Origin of the sequence: uncultured Microscilla sp., from assembly GCF_947493425.1 — a bacterium.
Classification (GTDB): Bacteria; Bacteroidota; Bacteroidia; order Cytophagales; family Microscillaceae; genus Microscilla.
The window spans coordinates 1-21540 of sequence record NZ_CANLRP010000003.1 but is presented as its reverse complement, the minus strand read 5'-3'; the positions used below and the strand labels follow the sequence as shown (position 1 = coordinate 21540).

General features: G+C 41.8%; 8 protein-coding genes. 4 read left to right on the top strand and 4 right to left on the bottom strand.

The genetic code is table 11. The features are described from left to right. Positions 1-57 precede the first annotated feature (57 nt). A complete protein-coding gene (locus Q0954_RS01600) occupies positions 58-10464 on the bottom strand; it encodes an Ig-like domain-containing protein (protein ID WP_299452742.1) in 10407 nt (3468 codons plus the stop codon). A gap of 461 nt (positions 10465-10925) precedes the next feature. Beyond that, positions 10926-12461: a S41 family peptidase gene (locus tag Q0954_RS01595; RefSeq protein ID WP_299452739.1), complete on the bottom strand. Its 1536-nt coding sequence runs from the start codon at positions 12459-12461 to the stop codon at positions 10926-10928. A 68-nt stretch (positions 12462-12529) separates the two neighbouring features. Here Q0954_RS01595 and Q0954_RS01590 point away from each other — a divergent pair, with 68 nt between their 5' ends. Beyond that, on the top strand, positions 12530-13273 hold the full coding sequence (locus tag Q0954_RS01590; RefSeq protein ID WP_004156199.1) for an SDR family oxidoreductase: 744 nt from the start codon (positions 12530-12532) through the stop codon (positions 13271-13273). Positions 13274-13427: 154 nt separating this feature from the next. Further along, on the top strand, positions 13428-14168 hold the full coding sequence (kdsB, locus tag Q0954_RS01585; protein WP_299452734.1) for a 3-deoxy-manno-octulosonate cytidylyltransferase: 741 nt from the start codon (positions 13428-13430) through the stop codon (positions 14166-14168). On the opposite strand, the gene Q0954_RS01580 is transcribed toward kdsB, so the two are convergent. Continuing rightward, positions 14155-14520, bottom strand: a complete 366-nt coding sequence (locus tag Q0954_RS01580; RefSeq protein ID WP_299452732.1) for a diacylglycerol kinase family protein — start codon at positions 14518-14520, stop codon at positions 14155-14157. The two genes, kdsB and Q0954_RS01580, sit on opposite strands and share 14 nt — an antisense overlap. A gap of 499 nt (positions 14521-15019) precedes the next feature. On the opposite strand from Q0954_RS01580, the gene Q0954_RS01575 reads away from it, so the two are divergent. After that, complete coding sequence (locus tag Q0954_RS01575; protein WP_299452730.1) at positions 15020-18418, top strand: SpoIIE family protein phosphatase; 3399 nt, start codon at positions 15020-15022, stop codon at positions 18416-18418. Between the two features lie 188 nt (positions 18419-18606). Here the strand turns inward: Q0954_RS01575 and Q0954_RS01570 are convergent, their stop codons facing one another. Next, the gene (locus Q0954_RS01570) at positions 18607-19722 is read right to left on the bottom strand and encodes a bifunctional 3-deoxy-7-phosphoheptulonate synthase/chorismate mutase type II (RefSeq protein ID WP_004156191.1); all 1116 of its coding nucleotides are present in this window, start codon (positions 19720-19722) and stop codon (positions 18607-18609) included. A 939-nt stretch (positions 19723-20661) separates the two neighbouring features. Between Q0954_RS01570 and bla the strand changes: the two genes are divergently transcribed. Then, a complete protein-coding gene (bla, locus tag Q0954_RS01565) occupies positions 20662-21387 on the top strand; it encodes a subclass B1 metallo-beta-lactamase (RefSeq protein ID WP_299452726.1) in 726 nt (241 codons plus the stop codon). The last annotated feature ends 153 nt before the right edge of the window (positions 21388-21540 follow it).

Below are 21540 nucleotides of genomic sequence, written 5' to 3'. Positions count from 1 at the left end.
TAAAAAAGCCCTTGTCTTTGAAACGACAAGGGCTTTTTTATTGGTTAGAAAGTAAATTTAATGTTTTACCAGTTTACTTTTCAAGGAGCTACCATCAGACGAAGTCAGTTCTACATAATATACCCCTTCTGACCATTGGCGAGTATCAATCACTACTCCCTGTTTGCCTTGTGCTACAGTGCCCGAAGCTACTACTTTGCCCAGTTGATCATAGACTATGTAAGGGGTGTTTTCGGTAAAACTCAATGATTTATACCCTACATATACCTGTGTAACAGCTGGGTTGGGGTATACCACAAAGTCGTGTTTTTGATTATCGGCAATACCAGTGACTTGCTTGTCGTCATTGCTTTGGTTGCTACCATTGGTTCTGAGCAAACTTGAGGGATCGCCAATGGCAGCCTGATACACTTCCTTCGTTTCATCGTCTTGCACAAACACTACTACTCCTAGTTGTTTGTTATCGTACACATTGACAAGTTCCCAGCTTTGGGTAATCACTTCGCTGGTTTTGCCTGCAGTCCAATCTATCAAGGTACCTGCAGCACTTGGCAACATTTTCTTCACCACATTTTTAAATACCAACCCAGTGCTTCCTACACCTGCAATTTCTCTTTCTATAACTGCCACTTGTACAATCAATGGACGCTCTACAGTATTGAGCGCATTTACAGTAGCCTTTACATTTAAAGTAGTAGGAGTGCTACCACTAAAGTCAAGGTTAATACTAAATGGAGCAGCCTCTAAAGTACGGCGACTGTAGTCATCTTGTCCATATAACGAAAATACCGAGTCACGGGTAGAGCCATCCAATGCGGTTCTTGGAGTAACTGCCACTCCATAATACAACGCACGTGCACTAGGTGCGGCGTTATTGTCATTATTCAATGGATCATCGCCCGGAAACTTGGTGTGGTACTGAATATTGACCACTTCGGGGGTGCGTCCCTCAGTAAAAGTGTTGATAAAGTCATTTTCGGTATTGGCAGCAGCGTTAGAGCTATTGGTGAAGTGTTCTAACAAAGCTACCCGGTTTCTTTCTCCAATCAACACATTGTCAAAAGCAAAGCCATCCAAATTAGAACCAATAGGGTTACTGGCGTCGCTCCCAAAAGCTATGCGGAAACGAATCGTTTTTAAATTATCAGTAGCACTGGCGTCTAGGCGGGCTTTTAATTCATCCAAAGGAAACTTAGCCACATTCCAGGTAGTATCAGTATCACCTGCCCAACCTATAATATTACCATTCCAGCTTGGCTGGGCAGCACTTTGTGTACCAGGGTTGCCCAAAATTCCTGTTTTATTGTACCAGGCAATGCCCGACCCTACTTTGCCTACCACTTCCCAGGTTACGCCATCGTCAAGCGTAGCAAGTAGCACCGCTCCATCAAAATTAACATCTGTATTAACCCAATACCTGAAATTGATCACCGGACGCAACATCTGATCAATATTAAAACAAGGACTTTCTACATAAGACACTTCATTGTTGTTATAAGCTCCACTCAGGTTGGTAGCCCAAACCCCACTACTGGTGGCGTCAAAAGTGCTACCCGAAGGTGTACCGTGTTGCCAGCTTGAATTAGTTCCGGCAGGAATCCAGCCCCCATTGTTGGCGTCAAAAGTCTCAAAATAGTTTTGGGTATTAGACACTGTTACATAAGGGAAAATATATACTGTTTTGGTGATTTGATCAACACAATTACTTATGCTACCCTGAGTTTCCACTCTTAAAGTAACCACATAAGTACCTGCCGCAGCATACATATGGGTAGGGTTTTGTAAAGTAGAGGTGGTGCCATCGCCAAAATCCCAATTCCATTTTACAATATTGCCTGGTTGTGACACTGTAGACTGATCGGTAAATTGGGTAGTGCCTCCCAAACAGAAACCAGCCGAGCCAAAGTCAGCCGTAGGTACTGGTGTCACTGTTACAGTTTTGGTAATAGTAAACTGACAGCCATGTTGGTTGGTGGCAGTCAGGGTTACCTGAAAACCAGCAAAAGTAGGGTATTTATGGCTAGGGTTTTGAACGTTAGAAGTTCCTCCATCACCAAATGTCCATTCCCACTTCCAACCCGTAGTAATGCCTGTAGCAGTGGCGTTGAATGTTACATTGTCGCCAAAGCAGGTGTTGTTGAAGGTAAAGTCCAAGTCACTGGGAGAGAAAAATACTTCAAACTGTTGCGATCCAGAGATGTTAGCACAAGCCAAACCATCGGTATAATCATAGCGAACCCAGTAAACCCCAGGCGTAAGTTTGGTGGGATCTAAAATATGAGTATTAGGGTCAATAGCTGAGTTGGCCGAAAAGTTGACATTATCGGTGCTTATTTTAAAAGCCCCACTGGGTGGTGCCAACACAGTTCCATTGTTAAATGCCCTTAGTTGTACCGAGTTTATATCATTACAATAAGTGGCGTCCAGTCCAGTAAAAGTAAGGGTAGGCAGTTTAAGTATCTCAAAAGTAACAAGTGTGCTTGAGGTAGCCACACAACTGTTGCCATCGGTATAAGTATACTTTATTTTATGAACACCTACCGGAATCAGGCTTGGGTTGAGTGTTACAGTGTTGCTGCCAATGTGAGGGGTAATGCTTCCGGCAGGTGGCGTCGTAAACGTGCCCGATTGGTTCAAGTCTACCGTAAACACCACATTGATAGCACTTATATTAATATCGGTACTTCCATCTTTTAGGGTCAGTGTAGCCGATGTTTCACTTTCACAATAACCCGTAGCATCTATGCCATTGATTACTGGCGAAGGCAATTCATGGATAGTGATTGTCAACGTATTAGAAGTAGCCACGCAAGTATTGGCATTGGTGTATACATAGCGAATATCATGAACACCTACGCCCAATACCGCCGGGTTAAGCAGCACTTGGTTGGTAGCAGGCAAAATACTTATTTCTCCATTATTGTTGGCATAAGTACCTGTTTGCCCTTTGTCAATCTGAAAAACCACTCGGCCTAACTCTCCTCCAGCATTATTGTTCAATGTTGTGCCAGTGGTAGCATCAGTCAGGGTAAGTGCTGGGCTGGCTGCATCGCGGCAATATGCTGTGACATTACCCGCAATGGTAAAATTAGGCTGAGGCAACGCGTGAATTACAGTAGTTTCGGGGGTAGAGGTTTGCACACAACCATTGCCATCGGTATAAGTAAAGCGGATGAGGTGAGTACCCGCACCAGCGGTTGCCGGGTTAAAGGTGACCGTGTTGGCACCCACATTTACATTGATAGAACCAGGGTTGTTTACCCAACCGCCCCCATTGGTGTTCATAGCGTAAGTAACATTACCCAAGGCATTGATCACCGTGGTTCCGTTTCTGGGTACAAAAGTTACCGTGCCATTGTCTACACAATATTGGGCACTTAGCCCCGTAAAGTTAGGATCAGGCAAAGCATGTACAACTACTGCTACCGCAGTTGAGGTTTGCACACAAGTATTGTCATCAGTATAAGTAAAGCGCAATTCGTGATTTCCTACGCCTATTTTATCAGGGTGAATAGATACCGCTGCTCCAGCAATGCTTACTTCTCCGTTGGTGGGGGCAGCAAAACTACCAGAATTCTTTTTGACCTCAAAAGTGACCCTGCCTCCGCTCAACTGAGCCGCGGTCAAGGCAGTTAAATTGTCTCGTAAGTTGATAGTAGCCGTAGTCAAATCTACACAATAGCCAGTAGTCACTACCCCCGTAATGTTGGGCTGGGGCAAGGGATTAATAGTAATAGCCATAAATGCCGAAGTTTGCACACAAGTATTGCCATCGGTATAAACGTAACGAATGTTGTGGATACCCACGCCCAACACTGCCGGATTAAGCAACACCTGATTGTTGGCTACATCCACACTTATTTCTCCACTATTGGCTACATAAGTACCTGTTTGCCCCTTGTCCACCTGAAAGGTCACATTGTTTAACTGGGCAGCGGTAAGGGTGGTTGTGTTGTCTCTGAGTGTAAGCAAGGGGCTGACAGCATCTATACAATAAGTAGTAACATTGCCCGCAATGGTAAAGTTAGGCTGGGGCAAGGCGTGAATTACAGTAGTTTCGGGGGTAGAGGTTTGCACACAACCATTGCCATCGGTATAAGTAAAGCGGATGAGGTGAGTACCCGCACCAGCGGTTGCCGGGTTAAAGGTGACCGTGTTGGCACCCACATTTACATTGATGGCACCAGGGTTGTTTACCCAACCGCCCCCATTGGTGTTCATAGCGTAAGTAACATTACCCAAGGCATTGATCACCGTGGTTCCGTTTCTGGGTACAAAAGTTACTGTGCCATTGTCTACACAATATTGGGCACTTAGCCCCGTAAAGTTAGGATCAGGCAAAGCGTGTACAACTACTGCTACCGCAGTTGAGGTTTGCACACAAGTATTGTCATCAGTATAAGTAAAACGCAATTCGTGATTTCCTACGCCTATTTTATCAGGGTGAATAGATACCGCTGCTCCAGCAATGCTTACTTCTCCGTTGGTGGGGGCGGCAAAACTACCAGAATTCTTTTTGACCTCAAAAGTGACCCTGCCTCCGCTCAACTGAGCCGCAGTCAAGGCAGTTAAATTGTCCCGTAAGTTGATAGTAGCCGTAGTCAAATCTACACAATAGCCCGCCGAAACTACCCCAGTAATATTGGGTTGAGGTAAGGGGTTAACCGTAATATTTAAGTGAGTAGAGGTAAGCTTACACCCATTGGCTTTGGTATAAGTAAACCGTATTTTGTGAGGAGTACCCGCAGAAACCCCTAATATACTGGGCACTATATAAGCTTTGCCATTGGTCAAATCAACATTTACTTCCCCATTGTTAGCTGTATAGCCAGCTCCTTTATCTATTTCAAACACTGCATTGGCAAGCTCTGCTGCACTCAATGTAGCCGTTGCATCGCGTATCACCAGCTCTTGCTGGGTAGCATCTACACAGTATATAAAAGGGGCCGACCCGCTTGCCAATGTAAAGTTAGGCGCAGGCAAAGCATTGACCGTGACACTTAATGTAGCAGAAGTTTTCTGACAACTGTTGCCATCGGTATAAGTAAAGCGAATCAGGTGTGGATTGCCCGCCAAAGAAGCTCCTAATAACTGGGGATTAAGTGTGACACTCGAAGCAGGTATATTTTTGGTAATGCTTCCGGGCGGTGGTGGAGCAAAAGCACCTGAGGAGTTTTTATCAATTTCTATATTCGCGTTATTTAATTGGGTCGTAATCAAGTTATTGGTTCCATCTCTCAAGGTCAATGTAGCACTGGTTACATCGGCACAATACACCAGGTTAGACTCAGCAAAGTTGGGGTCAGGTAAAGGCAGAACAGTAATAGTAGTAGGAGCTGAAGTTGCTACACACCCATTGCCATTGGTATAAGTAAAACGGATTTGATGGGTACCTACTCCCAACGCACTAGGGTCAAAGGTGACATCACCCGCAGTTTGATTTGCAAATGCTCCTGTAGAGTTTTGATCTATAGCAAATATTACATTGTTCAGATTTGCTCCCACAATGTTCACCCCTCCATCGCGTGGCACCATAGTAACAGAAGTTACGTCTACACAATAACTACCGCTGCCTCCCACAGTAAAATTAGGCACAGGCAGGGCGTATACAGTAAGTACTTGATCGCCGGTAGTCACTGTACATCCATTGCTATTGGTATACTTCATTCTTACATTATGATCTCCCACTCCGTAAACCGAAGGGTTAATATTGGTTACACCAGCTCCTAGCTGAGCATAAGCTCCAGTTTGGTTTTTTTGTATTTCAAATATTAATCCGCCCAGGTTAGCACCCGTAATGATGGTTCCTCCATCTCTTGGTACCATTGCCAGACTGGTTACATCTACACAATGGGTATTGTCACTGGCCGGAAAGGCAAACGAAGGAACGGGCACATCATAAATGTTAAAAAATGAGGAGGACGAAGTGTTAGAACAACCCGTAGAAGGGTCGGTATAATCAAAAAAGATTTCGTAGTTGCCTGCTCCCAAAGTAGCAGGGTTAAAGTTTTTTACATTGGCAGCAAAAGAGTTGACGGTAGCACTGCCGTTTTTCTTATATTTTACTGTAAACCCACTAGATACACTATTACCATTGGCCCGTAAGTCAAGATTTACTGAAGCTACGTCTGTACAATACTGGCTTGCCAACCCTCCAAGTACTAAGGTGGGCAAGAGCGAAACGGTCACCCCTACCCGAACCTCTTTCTCAATATACGAGCTCCCCACAGACGGAGATCCTGAACTACGGTTATAACGTACTTTTATAGTAATATCATAACTGCCTAATGTAACAGGGTTAAATCGGTAAGGACCACTACCTACAACACCTGTACCTTGAACAGTAAAAGAGGTTGTTTTCTCATAAGTAATGTTAACAGATATGAACCCGAGTTTAACTTTCTTCTTTATCTGGTTCGGAAAAATAGAAGTGTTGGGGCTAGGGGTCAGGTTGCCAGTTTGGGCATCACCCATACAGTAAGAGGTGTTCAAGCCTACTATAGCGCCATTAGGGTTAAACACATTGTAGGTAAAAGTGGTACTATTGGAGCATCCTGTAGCAGGGTCTGTATAGGTATAAGTAATCAAATGGTCACCGTCACCCGCTACATCAGGGTAAAAATTAGTGCCTACTACGCCCGGCCCTGAGTAGGTACCCACTGTAGTGGCTACGATGTTTCCTCCTACTGTGCCACCATAAGTAGGCGTAGTTTCATCGCCATCGCTTAAAGGCACGGCCGCTGTTTGATTATTAGGAAAACTACTATTGATAGATTCAATGTATCCTACATCTGGCAACCCATTGACAGTAAGAGCAATGGCAGCAGAAGTAGTCGTACAACCATTGACTGTTACCTCTACTGTAATGTTTCCAGAGGTAAACGTATTGCTTGAATAAGTATTGCTTCCTGAATTTTGTAAAACAGTTGTTCCATTCCTAAAGATATAATTAGCCCCGGCACTAGGGGTTGATATAGCAGTAAAAGTGACCGTTTCGCCTTCGCATATTACATTGTCAGCATCGCTACTTACCAACGATGCTACAGGCTTAGTATCAATCGTAACAGTGACTGTAGCAGACGCACTTTCACAGGTACCATCACTACGCGTAACATAATAGGTAGTAGTGCCCACATTCGCACTTGATGCGCCCAGGTTACTTACTAAATTTGGCGTGGCTCCTGTGTACAACACATTGGCCAAAGCGGCATTGTCGTACCAGGTATAGGTGCCTCCTCCAATTGCCGTCACTGTTTGGGCATTGATATTGGTATTTTGGCAAAAAGTAAACGCCGTATTGCTTAAGGTAGGAGCCGTAGGACGGTTTGGAGAGTTTAATACCGCATGTATTGTTCCGTTACTATTGCCTTGTTGCACTGCCGACCCTGTTCCGTTATTGGTGATATTGCCCGCTCCGGCATTGTCGGCTCTTATCTTAAGCCCACTGATCACAATTGAGTTGATGTTGGTACCTCCTGTTATATCATATTGTACCGTAATGAGGTTGGCAGTCACGCTTATACTGGAATTACTTATTTCTGCCCCAGTTACAATCACCGATCCTGTACCTCCCTGCATTGTATAGTTAGAAGGCACCGTTAAAACCAAAGTTTGGGTAGCGCCCGTAGCAAACGAAGAAGCTGATCCCTCAGTGATTACAATAGGATCAATGTCGACAAAACCACCTCCCACACAGGCGTTTACTGTAGGGGAAGTAATACTTACCCCACCTACAGTGGTAAATGTCCAATTGCCAGCCGTGACTCCATTTATTTCGGCTTGTGCCTGAGTGGCCGCCTTGAGCGCTCCATCATCAACAGTGATTTGGTACTCGGTGTTGGGGTTAAAATCAGGCAAGGTGATCAACAATTCATTGCCATTTTGTACAGTAATGCTTCCATCGGTGATTGGGAGAACAGTAGCGGCACCTGCTGGGTTAATTGGGGTAATGGTGACATTACCTGTAGTATTTTTCTGAATGTCAGCCGAGTAGGTAATCAAAGGGTTCGTATTCAACGCTACATTATTGGCATTGTCAGCAGGCGTAGTAGGGGTACCCGTAATGCCCGAGGTAGTAGTAAAACGCCAATTGCCTGTAGTAACGCCTGTCACATCACTGTTGGGGGCAGTAGCATCTTTCAATACGCCATTCACAAAAGTTACCTCGTACAGCGTATTCGCATTTAAGCTTACATTGGGTACCGTAACTTTTGCCCCGGCAATGGTCACCAATGTATTCACATCAAAGTTTTGTGCGGCTCCTGCTGGAGTAATTGGGGTTACTACAATATTACCTGTACCTGCCTGCACATTGCCCGAAAAATCAATGACCAAATTTGCCACCGTAGCTACATTGATGCCGTTATGCGTAGGAGTCAACGTGTTTATGCTGATTGCCGAACTGGTAGTAAACCTCCAGTTGCCCGCAATAAGGGCAGGTACTGGAGCATTGGCACCCGTGGCGGCCACAAACCCTCCTGCCGGAATCGTTACTTCGTACAGTTTGTTAGCAGTAAGTCCACTAGGAGGGGTAATGGTCACAGTGGCGCCAGCAATACTTACATTACCTCCTGTTACATCGATATTTTCAAAACTTCCATCAGTCAAATTAGTCAATACAATGTTGCCCGTGCCTGCTTGTACAGTTGCCGAATAGGTAAGGCTCAGGTTGGTAGCTCCAGGGGTTATGTTTATTGCCCCATTGGTTGGGTTCAATGTATTGGGGCTTATACCTGATACTGTAGTAAAAACCCACTCACCCGTAGATACCACTGGCACTGTAGACCCAGCCCCTCCACTCGCATTGATTCTACCTGCTGCCCAACGTAGCTCATATTGGGTATTAGGGTTTAAGGTAGGGGTAATGGTCACGGTGTTTCCGGCAAATGCCAATGCACTTACATTGATATTGGTGGTGCCACCATTGGTGAGGTCGGCTAACCTGATATTGCCCGTACCCGCCGTTACATCTGCGTCAAAGGTGATTACAAAAGAAGCATTGGTAGCTATATTAGTACTTCCATTGGTTGGGCTAATGCTTACAATGGTAATGGCTGTACCAAAATTCAAATCTCCACTTGCCAAGGCAGGAGCCGCCGTATTATCAGAAGCACGGCGTACCACATCGGCAACCATAGTTACTTCATAATCTTTATTGGCGTTGAGGTCAGTGGCAGGGTCAATCGTCAATACATTATTGGTAATGCTTACCTGGGTGCCGTCGGTAATGCTAATGGTATGCTCATCTACCCCATCGGTCGTGTTTCTAATGACAATGTTACCCGTGTTGGCTACTATAGAAGCATTGTAGGTAATCGTAATGTTAGCATTTTTTGCCACATCGGTAGCGCCATCTACTGGGTTAAATGTGGTAGTAGCAAAGGCAGGCAATGCAGCAGTAGTAAAGTTCCAGTCAGTTACAGCAATGCCAGCGGCGTTCATTCCATCAGCAGATTTGAGCAATGTACCTGCTGTCATGGTCACTTCATAATCTTTGCTTGGGTTTAGGTCAGTAGCAGGGTCAATCGTCAATACATTATTGGTAATGCTTATTTGGGTGCCGTCGGTAATGCTAATGGTGTGCTCATCTACTCCATCGGTGGTGTTTCTAATCACAATGTTACCTGTGTTGGCAGTCACATTGTCCGAAAAAGTGACCTGAAGGTTTGAAAACACATCAATTCCTGTTGCTCCATCTATTGGTGAAAAACCTGTAATAGTGGCCCCACCAGTAGTAAACTGCCAATTGCCAGGTGCAATGCCTGCCAATGCACTATTGGAAGTGGTGCGAAACACATCATCGACAAAGAATATTTCGTATTGAGTACCTGGGTTCAGGTCTGCAGTAGGGTTAATAGTGACCACATCGTTTACAATACTTACTTGGGCATCTCCTACCGGAATGGTGATATCAGTACCTGCCGGGCTCAATGGGCGAATGGTAATATTACCAGTATTGGCCTGCACATTGGTGCCACCAAAATTGAGGGTAAAGTTAGCATTGGGGTTTACATTGGTGGTGCTGTGGAGGGGCGCTAAGGTAACGGCAGTGACATTGTTGGTAACCGCCTGTGCAGCAAAAGCGGCTAATTGATTTCCTGAGGTGTTTTCTCTTGTATCGCCAGAGTCATCGTATTCAATGGTAACAGTTTGTCCAAACTTCACTGGAGAAGACAACCTAAACCATAATTGATTAGTAGGCACACCAGCTAATCCTGTATACTCAAATTGAGCAATTGTAGCGGTAACGCTATTTACTCTAATTGTAAAACCAGTGCCTCCATCATTGCTGGTCATGTTGTCACTGGTATTAAATGTGACCAATACCCAACCAGGAAAATTGGCTTGTATTTCGGCACTATTGAAGGTAGGCTGTGCCCAAACTCCCAACGTGGTGATGATTAGTGTAAGCGAGAGTATAACACGTAAAGTAAATGGCTTAATTTTCGGTATTATTCTAAACATGACATTCATTCGTAATTATTTTTCCAGTGTTGTAAATGGGACTTGTGCAAGTGAGCCAACACTCCCAATGTGTGTTTATTAAGGTTGTATGTTTGTAAGGAAATAGTCTGTTCCTATAACTTATAAAAGGGTTTTTTACTCATTTTGTACTCTTTTACATGTACTTTTCTGTAGCGATTTTGCTGTTTTAGTTTGATATTCAAAGAAACAACTCAATTACAGACAGTCTTTTCCCAAGGATGTTTTTATAAAAGTTATAGGTGTTTATTTGCTTTGTGTGTAAAAGGTAAGCGTTGATGATGGGCTTGAAAACTTAGTATAATTGTCAGATAAAGTTTTGTTTCAAAAAGTCGAGTATATAAAGTATACCTTTATACTATGTCCTGACAGGTTTAAGAGCAAAAAAGTTGTCTTAAGGCTTCTTTTTTTTGCTAAAAACCAATCGTGTAAATCTACTCCTCCTATTTTTTTGGGCTTTTGGCTATTTTTTGCAAGGTAAACTCCATCACCTTGTCTTCTTTGTTTACCCTCTCCATGATAGAAGGCTGCACCACATAATGCGGAATAATTCCTCGGTTTAGGTGAGGATAGTTTTGAGGAATCTTTACCCATTTTTCCAAAGGTACTACCAGATTGAGGTAAGTGTGAGGCAAGGTTACATCCAAAAATGTACCCCCGTTCAAGCCTTGCGCGCCTCCTCCGGCTTCTTCGCCTATAAAGGTAGCCCGCTCGGTAGAGTACAACAATGACGCAAACAGACAGGTAGCCGAATAGCTTTTGCGGTTCATCAATACATACACATTGCCTTTAAACACCCGCTTGCGTCGTGGATACTGAATCTCTAGAAAATCATAATAATTGGTCTTTACTACATAATTTACCCCGTCTTTTTTTATTGTTGAGTCTTGCGCTTGCTCTTCCAGGTATTTGGTATCATGAATATCAATCTTATCCCAATTGGTATACTTCAAAAAATCTAACGGCTTATTGGTGGCTACCTCTATACGGTCAAGAAACATGTAAGGCTCGCCATACAAGTAGGCAAACAAACCGTTGGCATACAGCATTTCTCCACCAGCATTGTTTCTTAAGTCTATGATGAGGTTTTGAATTTTGTGGCGGTGTATTTTCTTAAAACTACGCCTGAGGTAGCGCGAAAAACGTTGCCCACCTTCTTTGATTTCGGTAGGATAAAATGAGGTGATTTTCATTACAGCAGTACTCAACGAGTCTATTTCTTTGTAACGCAGTGGGTAAGTTCCAACCTCTATGGCTGAGCGTTTGTGATAGCGTTTCAGCATGGGGTCGTCAGAAGCGGCCACTTTGGTGGTAAATATTTTGCCTTGTGGCGAACGACACTTTAGTAAAAAAGTATCTGGCTTGCCAATAAACAGGTCATAATAGTTTTGAAAATCTTCTTCCAGAGTTCCATACTTAAATATTTCGTTGTTTGCATCAGAGCTAATTGTAGGCAGTAGTTTCGCTACAATTTTTTTGATGGGCTGTCCTTCAATCTCCAATAACTCCGACCCCATCTGCAAAGTAGAGTCTTCGCTATAGTTATGCAATAAATATACTTTATCGTTTACAAACTTAATATCTAGTGGAAAGCGTTTGCCTTGATTTTGGTATTCCTCAGAAGGGTCGAGTACAGTATGGCCACAGTTGGCAAGGGCAACCAAAGGCGAAAGAAAACGATAAAACTCTACTTCGGTCATTGCCCGGTTGAGCTGAAGATATGCACTGTCAAATTTTTGCTTAAAAACCTCAGGTTTGGTATACCAATACACCCCAGGATGGGCTTGTTGCAATACTTTACGCACCAACTTAAAATCTTCTTTGAGCTCTGCCACACTATAGCGATGAGCCACATCGTAAGTCTCTTCACTTTGCGCCCATAATGGAGCAAAACCTGCAATGAATAAACAGCTATTGATATGTATAACAGCCCAAAAAAGCCTATACACGAATACTTTAGATAATTTTGTGCGAATCATACAAGCAAAAGAATTTGAAATTCACGTAATTGCCATTTTTACAACAAATCAGACATACCCATAGAAATATGCAAGACTTATTTAGTTTAAAAGGTTGTGTTGCCATTGTAACTGGTGCTGGTCGAGGTAATGGTTTCGGAATAGCTAAAGGATTACACAAATTTGGTGCTGAAATATACAGCATAGATTTACAACATAAAGAGAACGTAGAAGCAGAAGGTTTCCATCAAATAGTGGGTGATGTAACCGACGAAAAACTTCAGGAAGAGGTGTGCGCCAAGGCTTACGCCAATTGCGAAAAGACACCTATTTTGGTAAACAATGCCGGAGTTACCCATGTAGAAGAAGGCAAGTACCCACGCGATGCCTGGGACAAAACCATTGAGGTAAACCTTACAGCTGCCTTTGGCTGGACCAGAGAAGCAGCCGAACACATGAAAAAAATGGAACGAGGTAGTATTATCAGCATTAGTAGTTTAGGTGCAAGCCTGGGGTTTCCTGCCAACCCAGCGTATGTAGCGTCTAAAGGAGGTATTCGTTTAATGACCAAAGCTTTTGCCCGTGACTTGGGTAAGTATGGAGTAAGAGCCAACAATATAGCCCCTGGATACATCAAAACAGAAATGACGATTGGTAGCTTTAATGACCCCGAAAAACGTAAAGCCCGCGAAGCCCACATGATGATCAAGCGTTGGGGAACCCCTGAAGACCTGGCCGGGGCTGCCATATTTCTAGCGTCTGATGCTTCGGTATACATCACCGGACAAGATATTAACGTAGACGGGGGATGGACTGCCAACGGACTGATGTAGGTAAGCAGCCTCAAGCTTTTTGGTTACAAGTAACAAGTATATAGTTGCTTGAAAAGTTACTAACGATTTCGTAGAACATTGATTTTTAACTACTTACAAAACCAACAAACAGGGTTTATCCATTTTTTAAAAAGATCAAAAATAATAGTTTTACATGACAAAAATACTAGGAATTATTCCTTCCCGCTATGGATCGCAACGTCTGCGTGGCAAGGCTTTGATAGATATAGGCGGCAAAACAATGGTACAAAGGGTTTTTGAGCAAGCAAGCAAAGCACAAAAACTTGACAAGGTAATAGTAGCCACCGATGATGAGCGAATCTTTACACACGTAAAAGATTTTGGCGGTGAGGCCATTATGACCTCACTCAACCACCCTACAGGCACCGACCGATGTGCTGAGGTTGCGCTCAGGTTTCAAAAAGAATACGATGTGTGTATCAATATTCAGGGAGATGAGCCATTTATCAACCCAGACCAAATAGATGAATTGGCGCGCTTGTTCAATGATCCTAAAACCGAGATTGGAACTTTGGTAAGTCGAATTGAAGACTATGACGAGTTGTTTGACCACAAGGAAGCAAAGGTAGTATTTAATGCCAAAACTTTTGAGGCAATGTATATCAGCCGAAGCCCTATTCCTTATTATAAGGATAAGATTCAACCTCAATGGCTAAAACTACATCCCTATTATAAAAACCTGGGAATTTATGGTTTTAAAACCAACATATTGGCCAATATATCGCAGTTGCCTATGTCAGCCCTTGAAATAGCCGAAGGACTAGAGCAAGTACGTTGGCTGGAGCACTATCGTATCAAAGTAGGCATTAGCAAGATGAGTACCTTGTCGATAGACACGGCTGATGATCTTGCCAAAGCGTCTAAATTTGTATAAGTTTGACTATTTTGGGCAAAAATACCAACACTCCTATTACTAAAGCTGTGATAGCAGCCAACAATACGGCTCCGGCGGCTATATCTTTTACAATGCCTGCCTGCTTGTGATAATCGGGAGACACAAAATTGACCAACTCTTCAAGAGCAGTATTGGTAGCTTCGGCTACCAATACTAATCCTATAGCTACTACAATTGCCAACCAGTCGGTTCTGGCAATGTCAAACCCAATGCCCAATACTATTGCTATGAGCGCCATCACGGTATGTATTTTGGCATGTGGTTGGGTCACAAAAAAAAACCTGATCCCCTTGCCTGCGTACCCAAAACTTTTCAATCTCTTTTTTATCATTGCAATTTTGTCAAACAATCATTCTACGTAGTGAGTTTTAGTTTTTGGTAATGTAACAATTCACTCATCTTTTTTAATTTTTATTTTAATAAAACTTTTGTAATTATTAGGTTGCATTCAGGCATTTTTATTAATTAGCTATCTGATAATAAATAGCATATAAAGAAAAAATAAAGTTTATCACTACAATGAACTTATGTTGTATAAGTGTATATTTAGAAGCCTTTGACCAAAAGCATTGCAAAAGTTTGTTTTTTTATTATTTCCAATTTGTCACCACATAATCTTATTGGTATAGCTACAACATCAGAAAAAAACTGATGCTTATTTATTATTTTATAAAACAAAATGTATCTTATTGATTATTATTGCTTATGTAATTTCCTAAATTAAATTTTCAACTATGGCACGACTTTTTACATAACCTATCAACGAAACAATCGTACCTTACTAAATTCTTAGAATTCATTAACTTATTTTGTGAGTCATCCATTTTACAATGCTAAAGTTATTTCGTAATCTAAATATAAGCATAAAGTTAGCGCTGCCAGTGATAGTACTATTGGTCTTATCTGTGGCTACTTATGTCATTTTATCTGACAAATACGCTACTGATGCTTTATATGATCAGGCAAAAAGAAAATCTAAAAGTGAAATTAAAAATGAAGCAACCCAAGTAGAGCAATTTTTTCAAAGTGCCCAAACCGACTTATTATTCTTGAGTCGCTTATCGCAATTGAACAAACTATCAGCTGATACCACCACCAAAGGCGGTACTTCAGAATCGCTTCATACTTTAACTCAAACTTTTCAACAACTTGCCCGCACCCGAAAAGTATTTAGCCAGATTCGTTTTATAGATCAAAACGGACAAGAGTTGATCAAGGTAGACTACAAAAACGGCAACGCAAATAGCACCGAACGTCAGGCATTGAAAAACTGCAAAGGAGAAGAGTTTTTTGTGAAAACCAGACAACTTCAGGAAGGGCAATTTTATCATACAACCCCTTACCTAAAAAAAGACCACAAACAAGCTCCCGATATTAGCCAACCTACCTTAACTTATGCAACTCCGGTAATGGACAAAAATGACCAAAAATCAGGAATGATTGTGGTTGACCTTGACCTAAACCTTTTGCTAGAAAACTTAAGAGCCTGGGAAAAAAATGACAATAAAGTTATCAAAAACAAATCTCATACAAACTTGTCGTTGCTTACCTCTGAGGGCTACTACGTATACCATACCAACAATACTTTATTATGGGGCAAAGACTTGAAAATGCCTACCCATAATATTTCGGAGAGAGCCCCTGACCAGGTACAAAAGCTATTGTCTACTCATTACAACGAACCTGTAATTGTCGATGGTCACCTTTATACCTCAAGTAAGATTGTACCCAATAAAGACGCTGCTAACAATTACCTGGTGCTGCTTTATAAAATACCTAAAGGCCAACTCAATGTCACCAGTAGCTTACGTATTAACCTGGTGTTGGTAGGGCTCACGTTTATATTGATTACAGTGTTTTTAATTGTTGGTATATCAAGCCGCAGAATCGTGAATCGTTTGTCTACGCTCCGCAATAATGTAAAACAGTTGATGAAGGGTAATATCCCTGAAATAATTGAAACTAAATCGGACGATGAGATTGGCGAAATTACCCATGAAATTAATGAGCTTACCATCAACATTAGCCAAATGGTAAACTTTGCTGACAAGGTAGGTACAGGCGATTACTCGGCAAAAACCAAATTTAAACCCGACATTGTATTAGGCAATACCCTCATTAAAATGCGGGATAACCTTCAGCGAAGTGCCACTATTCAGGATCGGAATAATTGGGTGAGCGACGGTTTGGCTAAATTTTCGGAAGTACTGCGTTCACAAGAAGACTTACTGAAAGTAGGAGATGAAGTGATTATAGGTGTGGTAGAGTACATGAGCGCCAACCAGGGTGCCCTGTATATGTTGTCAGAAGACAAAGAGGATGAACTGAGCTTATTGGCTCACTATGGCATAGATAAAGACGCTACCCAACAAACTATCAAAATTGACCACGGACTCGCCGGACAAGCGTTCAGACAGGGCAAAACAATTCATATCTCAGACATACCTAAAGATTATGGTTATATTGGCTCTATCACTGGTAAAGCTGCCCCTAACAATGTACTAATTGTACCCTTGACCATACAAGAAACTGTAGAAGGAGTGCTGGAGATTTCATCTTTTAAAGTTTTTGAAGATTTTGAAGTCACTTTTGTAGAACACCTTGCCGAGGCCATTGCCATCACCATATCAAGTGTTAAGTCGAATCATAAAACCAAAAGCCTGCTTCAAAAGTCCAGAGAGTCGGAAAAACAGCTACAACTGCGAGAAGAGGAGTTGAACAAAAACATGCAGAAGCTCATTGCTGCACAAGATGAGGTAGAAAACAAAACAGCTCAGATAGAAGAACAGAAGAAGCAGATAGAAAAATCGCTGGAAGAAAAAACTGAACAAACAGAAATGCTGCTGGCACAAGAAGAAGAAATGCGCCAGAATATGGAAGAGCTCCAGGCTACTCAGGAGGCAATGAGCGAAAAACAACGAGAACTTGAAAAAGCCAAGAAAAAACTGGAAGTAAACGAACAAGTACTCAAAAAAGCCTATAAAAAAGCCAGAGACCGTGAACTGGAAATCAAACAGAAAAACGAAGAACTTAAAGCCCAAGAAGAAGAAATACGCCAAAATATGGAGGAGCTAAAAGCTACTCAAGAGGCAATGGAGCGTAAACAAATAGAAATTGAAGGTGCCAACAAAAAACTAGCCGCCAACGAGAAAGTACTGAAACTGGCGTATGAGCAAGTAAAAGAAAGTGAAAGCGAAATTCGCAAGAAAAACGAAGAAATTGTGAAGCAATCGCAAATACTGGAAGACGCCAAAGATGAGCTTGAACGCAAAAATAAGAAAATGGCTGCCAACGAACGGGTACTCAAAAAAGCTTATGAAAAAATACAGGCACAAGAACAAGGCTTAAAAGATACGATTAACCAACTGCAAACCACTGAGGAAGAGCTAAGGCAAAACATGGAAGAGCTGCAAACTACCCAGGAGGCATTGCAAGAAAAAAGTAAAAGTCTTGAAGTAAAAAATAAGTTGATTACCAATAGTATCAACTATGCAAAGAATATTCAGACCGCCATTTTGCCTAAAAAAGAAGAAATGGACACTTCGTTTGCTGACTATTATGTATTGTACATGCCCAAAGACATTGTTTCGGGCGATTTCTACTGGTTCCGCCAGGTATCAGACAAAATGATTTACCTTGCCATTGTTGACTGTACTGGTCATGGAGTACCAGGTGCATTGATGTCCATGATTGGTAGTAGTATTTTGAACCGTACCCTGAGCGAACATAAGATATTGGAACCAGGCAAAATTCTTGAACACTTGCACATTGGTATCAGGGCTCGACTACGCCAAAAAGAGGCCAACACCGGAGACGGAATGGTGGTAAGTATGGCAAGAATAGAAGAGTTGCCTAATGGAGAATTTGACATTATATTCTCAGCCGCCAAACAAAACATCTATTATATAGAAGAAGACGGAGAAATGAAGGTAATCAAAGGGGATAGAAAGTCGATAGGTGGATGGCAACGCGAAAACTACCGTACATTCTCTAACCAACCAGTAAGACTCAAGAAAGGAACAAAAATATATTTTACAACAGATGGTATTTTAGATAACCCCAACCCACGACGTAAGCGTTTTGGCGAGAAATACCTCAAACATATCATACACGAAAATTATAATTTGCCTTTTGAAACACAAAAGCAAATCTTACACGAAAAACTCATTGCGCATCAACAAGATGCCGACCAACGAGATGATATTACAGTAATTGGTATTCAGTTATAGTAGCCGATTACACCAAGCAATCCTCAGTAACTATTCATTCCCAAGGGCATAAGGTTACTGAGTTTTTTTTGTCTTTCTCATGCCTCCCATCATGTCATCATTCTAAAGTAAAAAAGGCTACCTTACAATCAATTGTAAAGATAGCCCCCTTATATGCAATCAGTTTTTAAAATAACCTTTATTCTTGCTCACTTAGAGTTGTCTACTGTTTCGCGCTTTACCATTACTTCGGTTTGGCTACGGATAGACTCTACGTGAATGAGTTTATAAATCTCAGAGATAAAGTCTCCTTTTAGATTCATTTTTTGTGCCCACTCAGAGCGGCTTCTAAAAATGTCGTTCCAGCGTTCTACCTGAAAAATCGTTACATTGTTCTGTAGCTTGTATTCGCAGGCTTTTTCTACCAGATTCATTCGGCTCTTCAAAATCTCAATCAACTCACGGTCTACATTGTCAATTTGCTTGCGTAGCTCTTCCAGCTGATTCAAAAACACGGCATCTTGGTTTTCGCCTCTGGAAATACGGGTTTGCAAACCACCTAAAATGTTTCTGAGCGAATCGGGTGTTACCTGCTGTTTGGCATCACTCAAAGCATTGTCAGGATCAATATGAGATTCAATCATGAGCCCGTCATAGTTCAAATCCAGCGATTTTTGCGATACTTCCTGTAGTAAGTCTCTGCGTCCGGCAATATGGCTAGGGTCGCCAATGATGGGCATATTGGGCAAAATAGTTTTTAACTCAATGGGTATTTGCCAGGTAGGTTCGTTGCGGTATTTTGATTTTTGGAAAGTAGAGAAGCCTCTATGAATCACGGCTAGTTTGCGAATGCCTGCATTGTAGATACGCTCAATGGCTCCAATCCATAACGCCAAATCGGGGTTGATTGGGTTTTTGATCATCACCGGAACATCTACGCCTTTCAAGGCATCGGCTATCTCTTGTACATTAAAAGGGTTTACCGTAGTACGTGCACCTAACCACAAAATATCAACATCGTGCTTAAGGGCTAACTCTATGTGCTGCGGAGTGGCCACCTCAATGGCTACTGGTAATTCCACCTCTTTTTTGGCAGTTTGCAACCATTTTAGGGCTTGTTCGCCGTAGCCTTCAAAACTATTGGGGCGCGTGCGTGGTTTCCACACACCAGCTCTTAATATGTTGATACCCAATGGTTTCAATTGTTTAGCAGTGTTTACGAGCTGTTCTTCAGACTCGGCACTACAAGGACCAGAAATAATCAAGGGCTTGTCCTGATGCGGAATCCAGCTCTGTAATGGGTGAATATCTAATTCTAGTTTCATAGGAAAATTAATTTAGGAGTTTTATATATATGTTTAGTTTTTTTGTTTAAAACTAACAGTGTACAAATACAAGTATTGTAATAAGGAATTTCTTAAAGAAAATCGGGTCGGAATGGGCTGCCTGGTGGCAATGTGTGTATGAGAGAATATAAATTAACGCCACCAATAGCAGAAGCTAAATCGGCAATAATAATAAAATCGGGGCGATATGTTATGCTTAATATTCTCCATTATGAGATGAAAAGCGAAATGCTTTGTACAATTATAAAGAGTTTGTTTTATAAAAGCAACACAATAAAGAATAACTTTGTTTGATTGTCAAAAAAATTATATCTGAAATCAATATAGTATCAGCAAACCGTGCAAAAGCTTTAATTAATGATACTATGCTTGACAAAATCCGATAAAAGGTAAGCTCCTTATTAGTTAATATATCAATATACTATCTCAATATTATGATACACTATTCCTCTTTTTACCAGCCATTATTACAGCATTGCCAAAGAGGGCAACTGTGGTCATAAATAAAGCAAGGGACTGAAAAACAGGGGGTTGATAAACTTATCCTGATGTAATTTTTTGGGTAAAAACATAGGTACGAAAGTAGGATAAGGCAAGGTTGTCGGTCCAGAAAACGAATGCAAAATACAAAACAAAATAGTCACAAAAAGAGTTAAAGCGAAAAGAGTATCTTTTATTATTGTATAATATTCAACCTATAAAGCTTGTTTACTTGGCATATTAGCGTGTTTTATTGATTAATAAACCGTTTTGTCCAAATAAAATTTCAACCTAATACACCAGTTATGTTCCCTCCTACGCCATTGTTTCGAGGCAAAGTTTCGGATAAACATACATTGCCAAAATAAGTAGCAATCACGGTAGCTATACTGGTCATTTTTAGTGAAATTTGAGCTTTCAAACCCAAAACAAACAAAAATGACAAAACTAACAACCACTTGCTTTGTATTAGTACTCAGCCTGCTAAGTTATGCTTGCTATGCCCAAAAAATCAAAGTAAAGAAACTGGAAAAAAATGTGTATGTGCATATCTCATACAAAAAAATGGGCAACACTATGGTTCCATCCAATGGCCTGATTGTAAAAACAAACAAAGGAGTATGGATCGTTGACACTGCCTGGGACGACGACCAAGCCAAGCAAATAATTGGTTGGGTAAAAAACAACCTTAAAAAGCCAATCAAACAAGTAATCATTACCCAGGCCCGTGATGGTCGTGCGGGAGGAATCCAGGCTTTTTTGGATGAAAAAATCCCAGTGATTTCTACCCAGCTTACCGCCAAACGTAGCGTAAAATCGGGGCTACCTTCGCCACAACCTGTATTAAAGAAAACTCAGGTAATTGACTGTGGAAATAATAACCTTGAGATTTTCTCGCCTGGTTGGGGGCACACGCCTGACAATATTGTGGTATACCTTACCAGACAAAAGGTATTGTTTGGAGGAGGATTCATTAAAAGCACCGACACCCGCAAGTTGGGCAACACCAAAGATGCCCACCTCAAACTTTGGAAAAAGGGATTGCTCAAAGTACAGAGCAAATTTAAAGAAGTAGAAACTGTAGTACCTGGACACCAGGGTTGGGGAGATGGTAAACTCATTACCCATACTATGGATCTTTTGGATGTTTCTTTGCATAGATAAGCATAACAATAGTCCATAGTATTTAGTCCATAGTCCGTAGCTGATTCGAGTAAATATCTGCCTTATTAAGCCCTATAAAGTCGAGTAGGTAAGGGGATTTTCACCCCGAACCTCTCACAGAACCGTGCGTGATAGTCTCCCATCACACGGCTC

Excerpts from the sequence above, each read along its gene's own strand:
- Q0954_RS01575 (WP_299452730.1), top strand. The coding sequence starts at position 15,020 with ATGCTAAAGTTATTTCGTAATCTAAATATAAGCATAAAGTTAGCGCTG.
- Q0954_RS01595 (WP_299452739.1), bottom strand. The coding sequence starts at position 12,461 with ATGATTCGCACAAAATTATCTAAAGTATTCGTGTATAGGCTTTTTTGG.
- Q0954_RS01590 (WP_004156199.1), top strand. The coding sequence starts at position 12,530 with ATGCAAGACTTATTTAGTTTAAAAGGTTGTGTTGCCATTGTAACTGGT.
- bla (WP_299452726.1), top strand. The coding sequence starts at position 20,662 with ATGACAAAACTAACAACCACTTGCTTTGTATTAGTACTCAGCCTGCTA.
- kdsB (WP_299452734.1), top strand. The coding sequence starts at position 13,428 with ATGACAAAAATACTAGGAATTATTCCTTCCCGCTATGGATCGCAACGT.
- Q0954_RS01600 (WP_299452742.1), bottom strand. The coding sequence starts at position 10,464 with ATGTTTAGAATAATACCGAAAATTAAGCCATTTACTTTACGTGTTATA.
- Q0954_RS01580 (WP_299452732.1), bottom strand. The coding sequence starts at position 14,520 with ATGATAAAAAAGAGATTGAAAAGTTTTGGGTACGCAGGCAAGGGGATC.
- Q0954_RS01570 (WP_004156191.1), bottom strand. The coding sequence starts at position 19,722 with ATGAAACTAGAATTAGATATTCACCCATTACAGAGCTGGATTCCGCAT.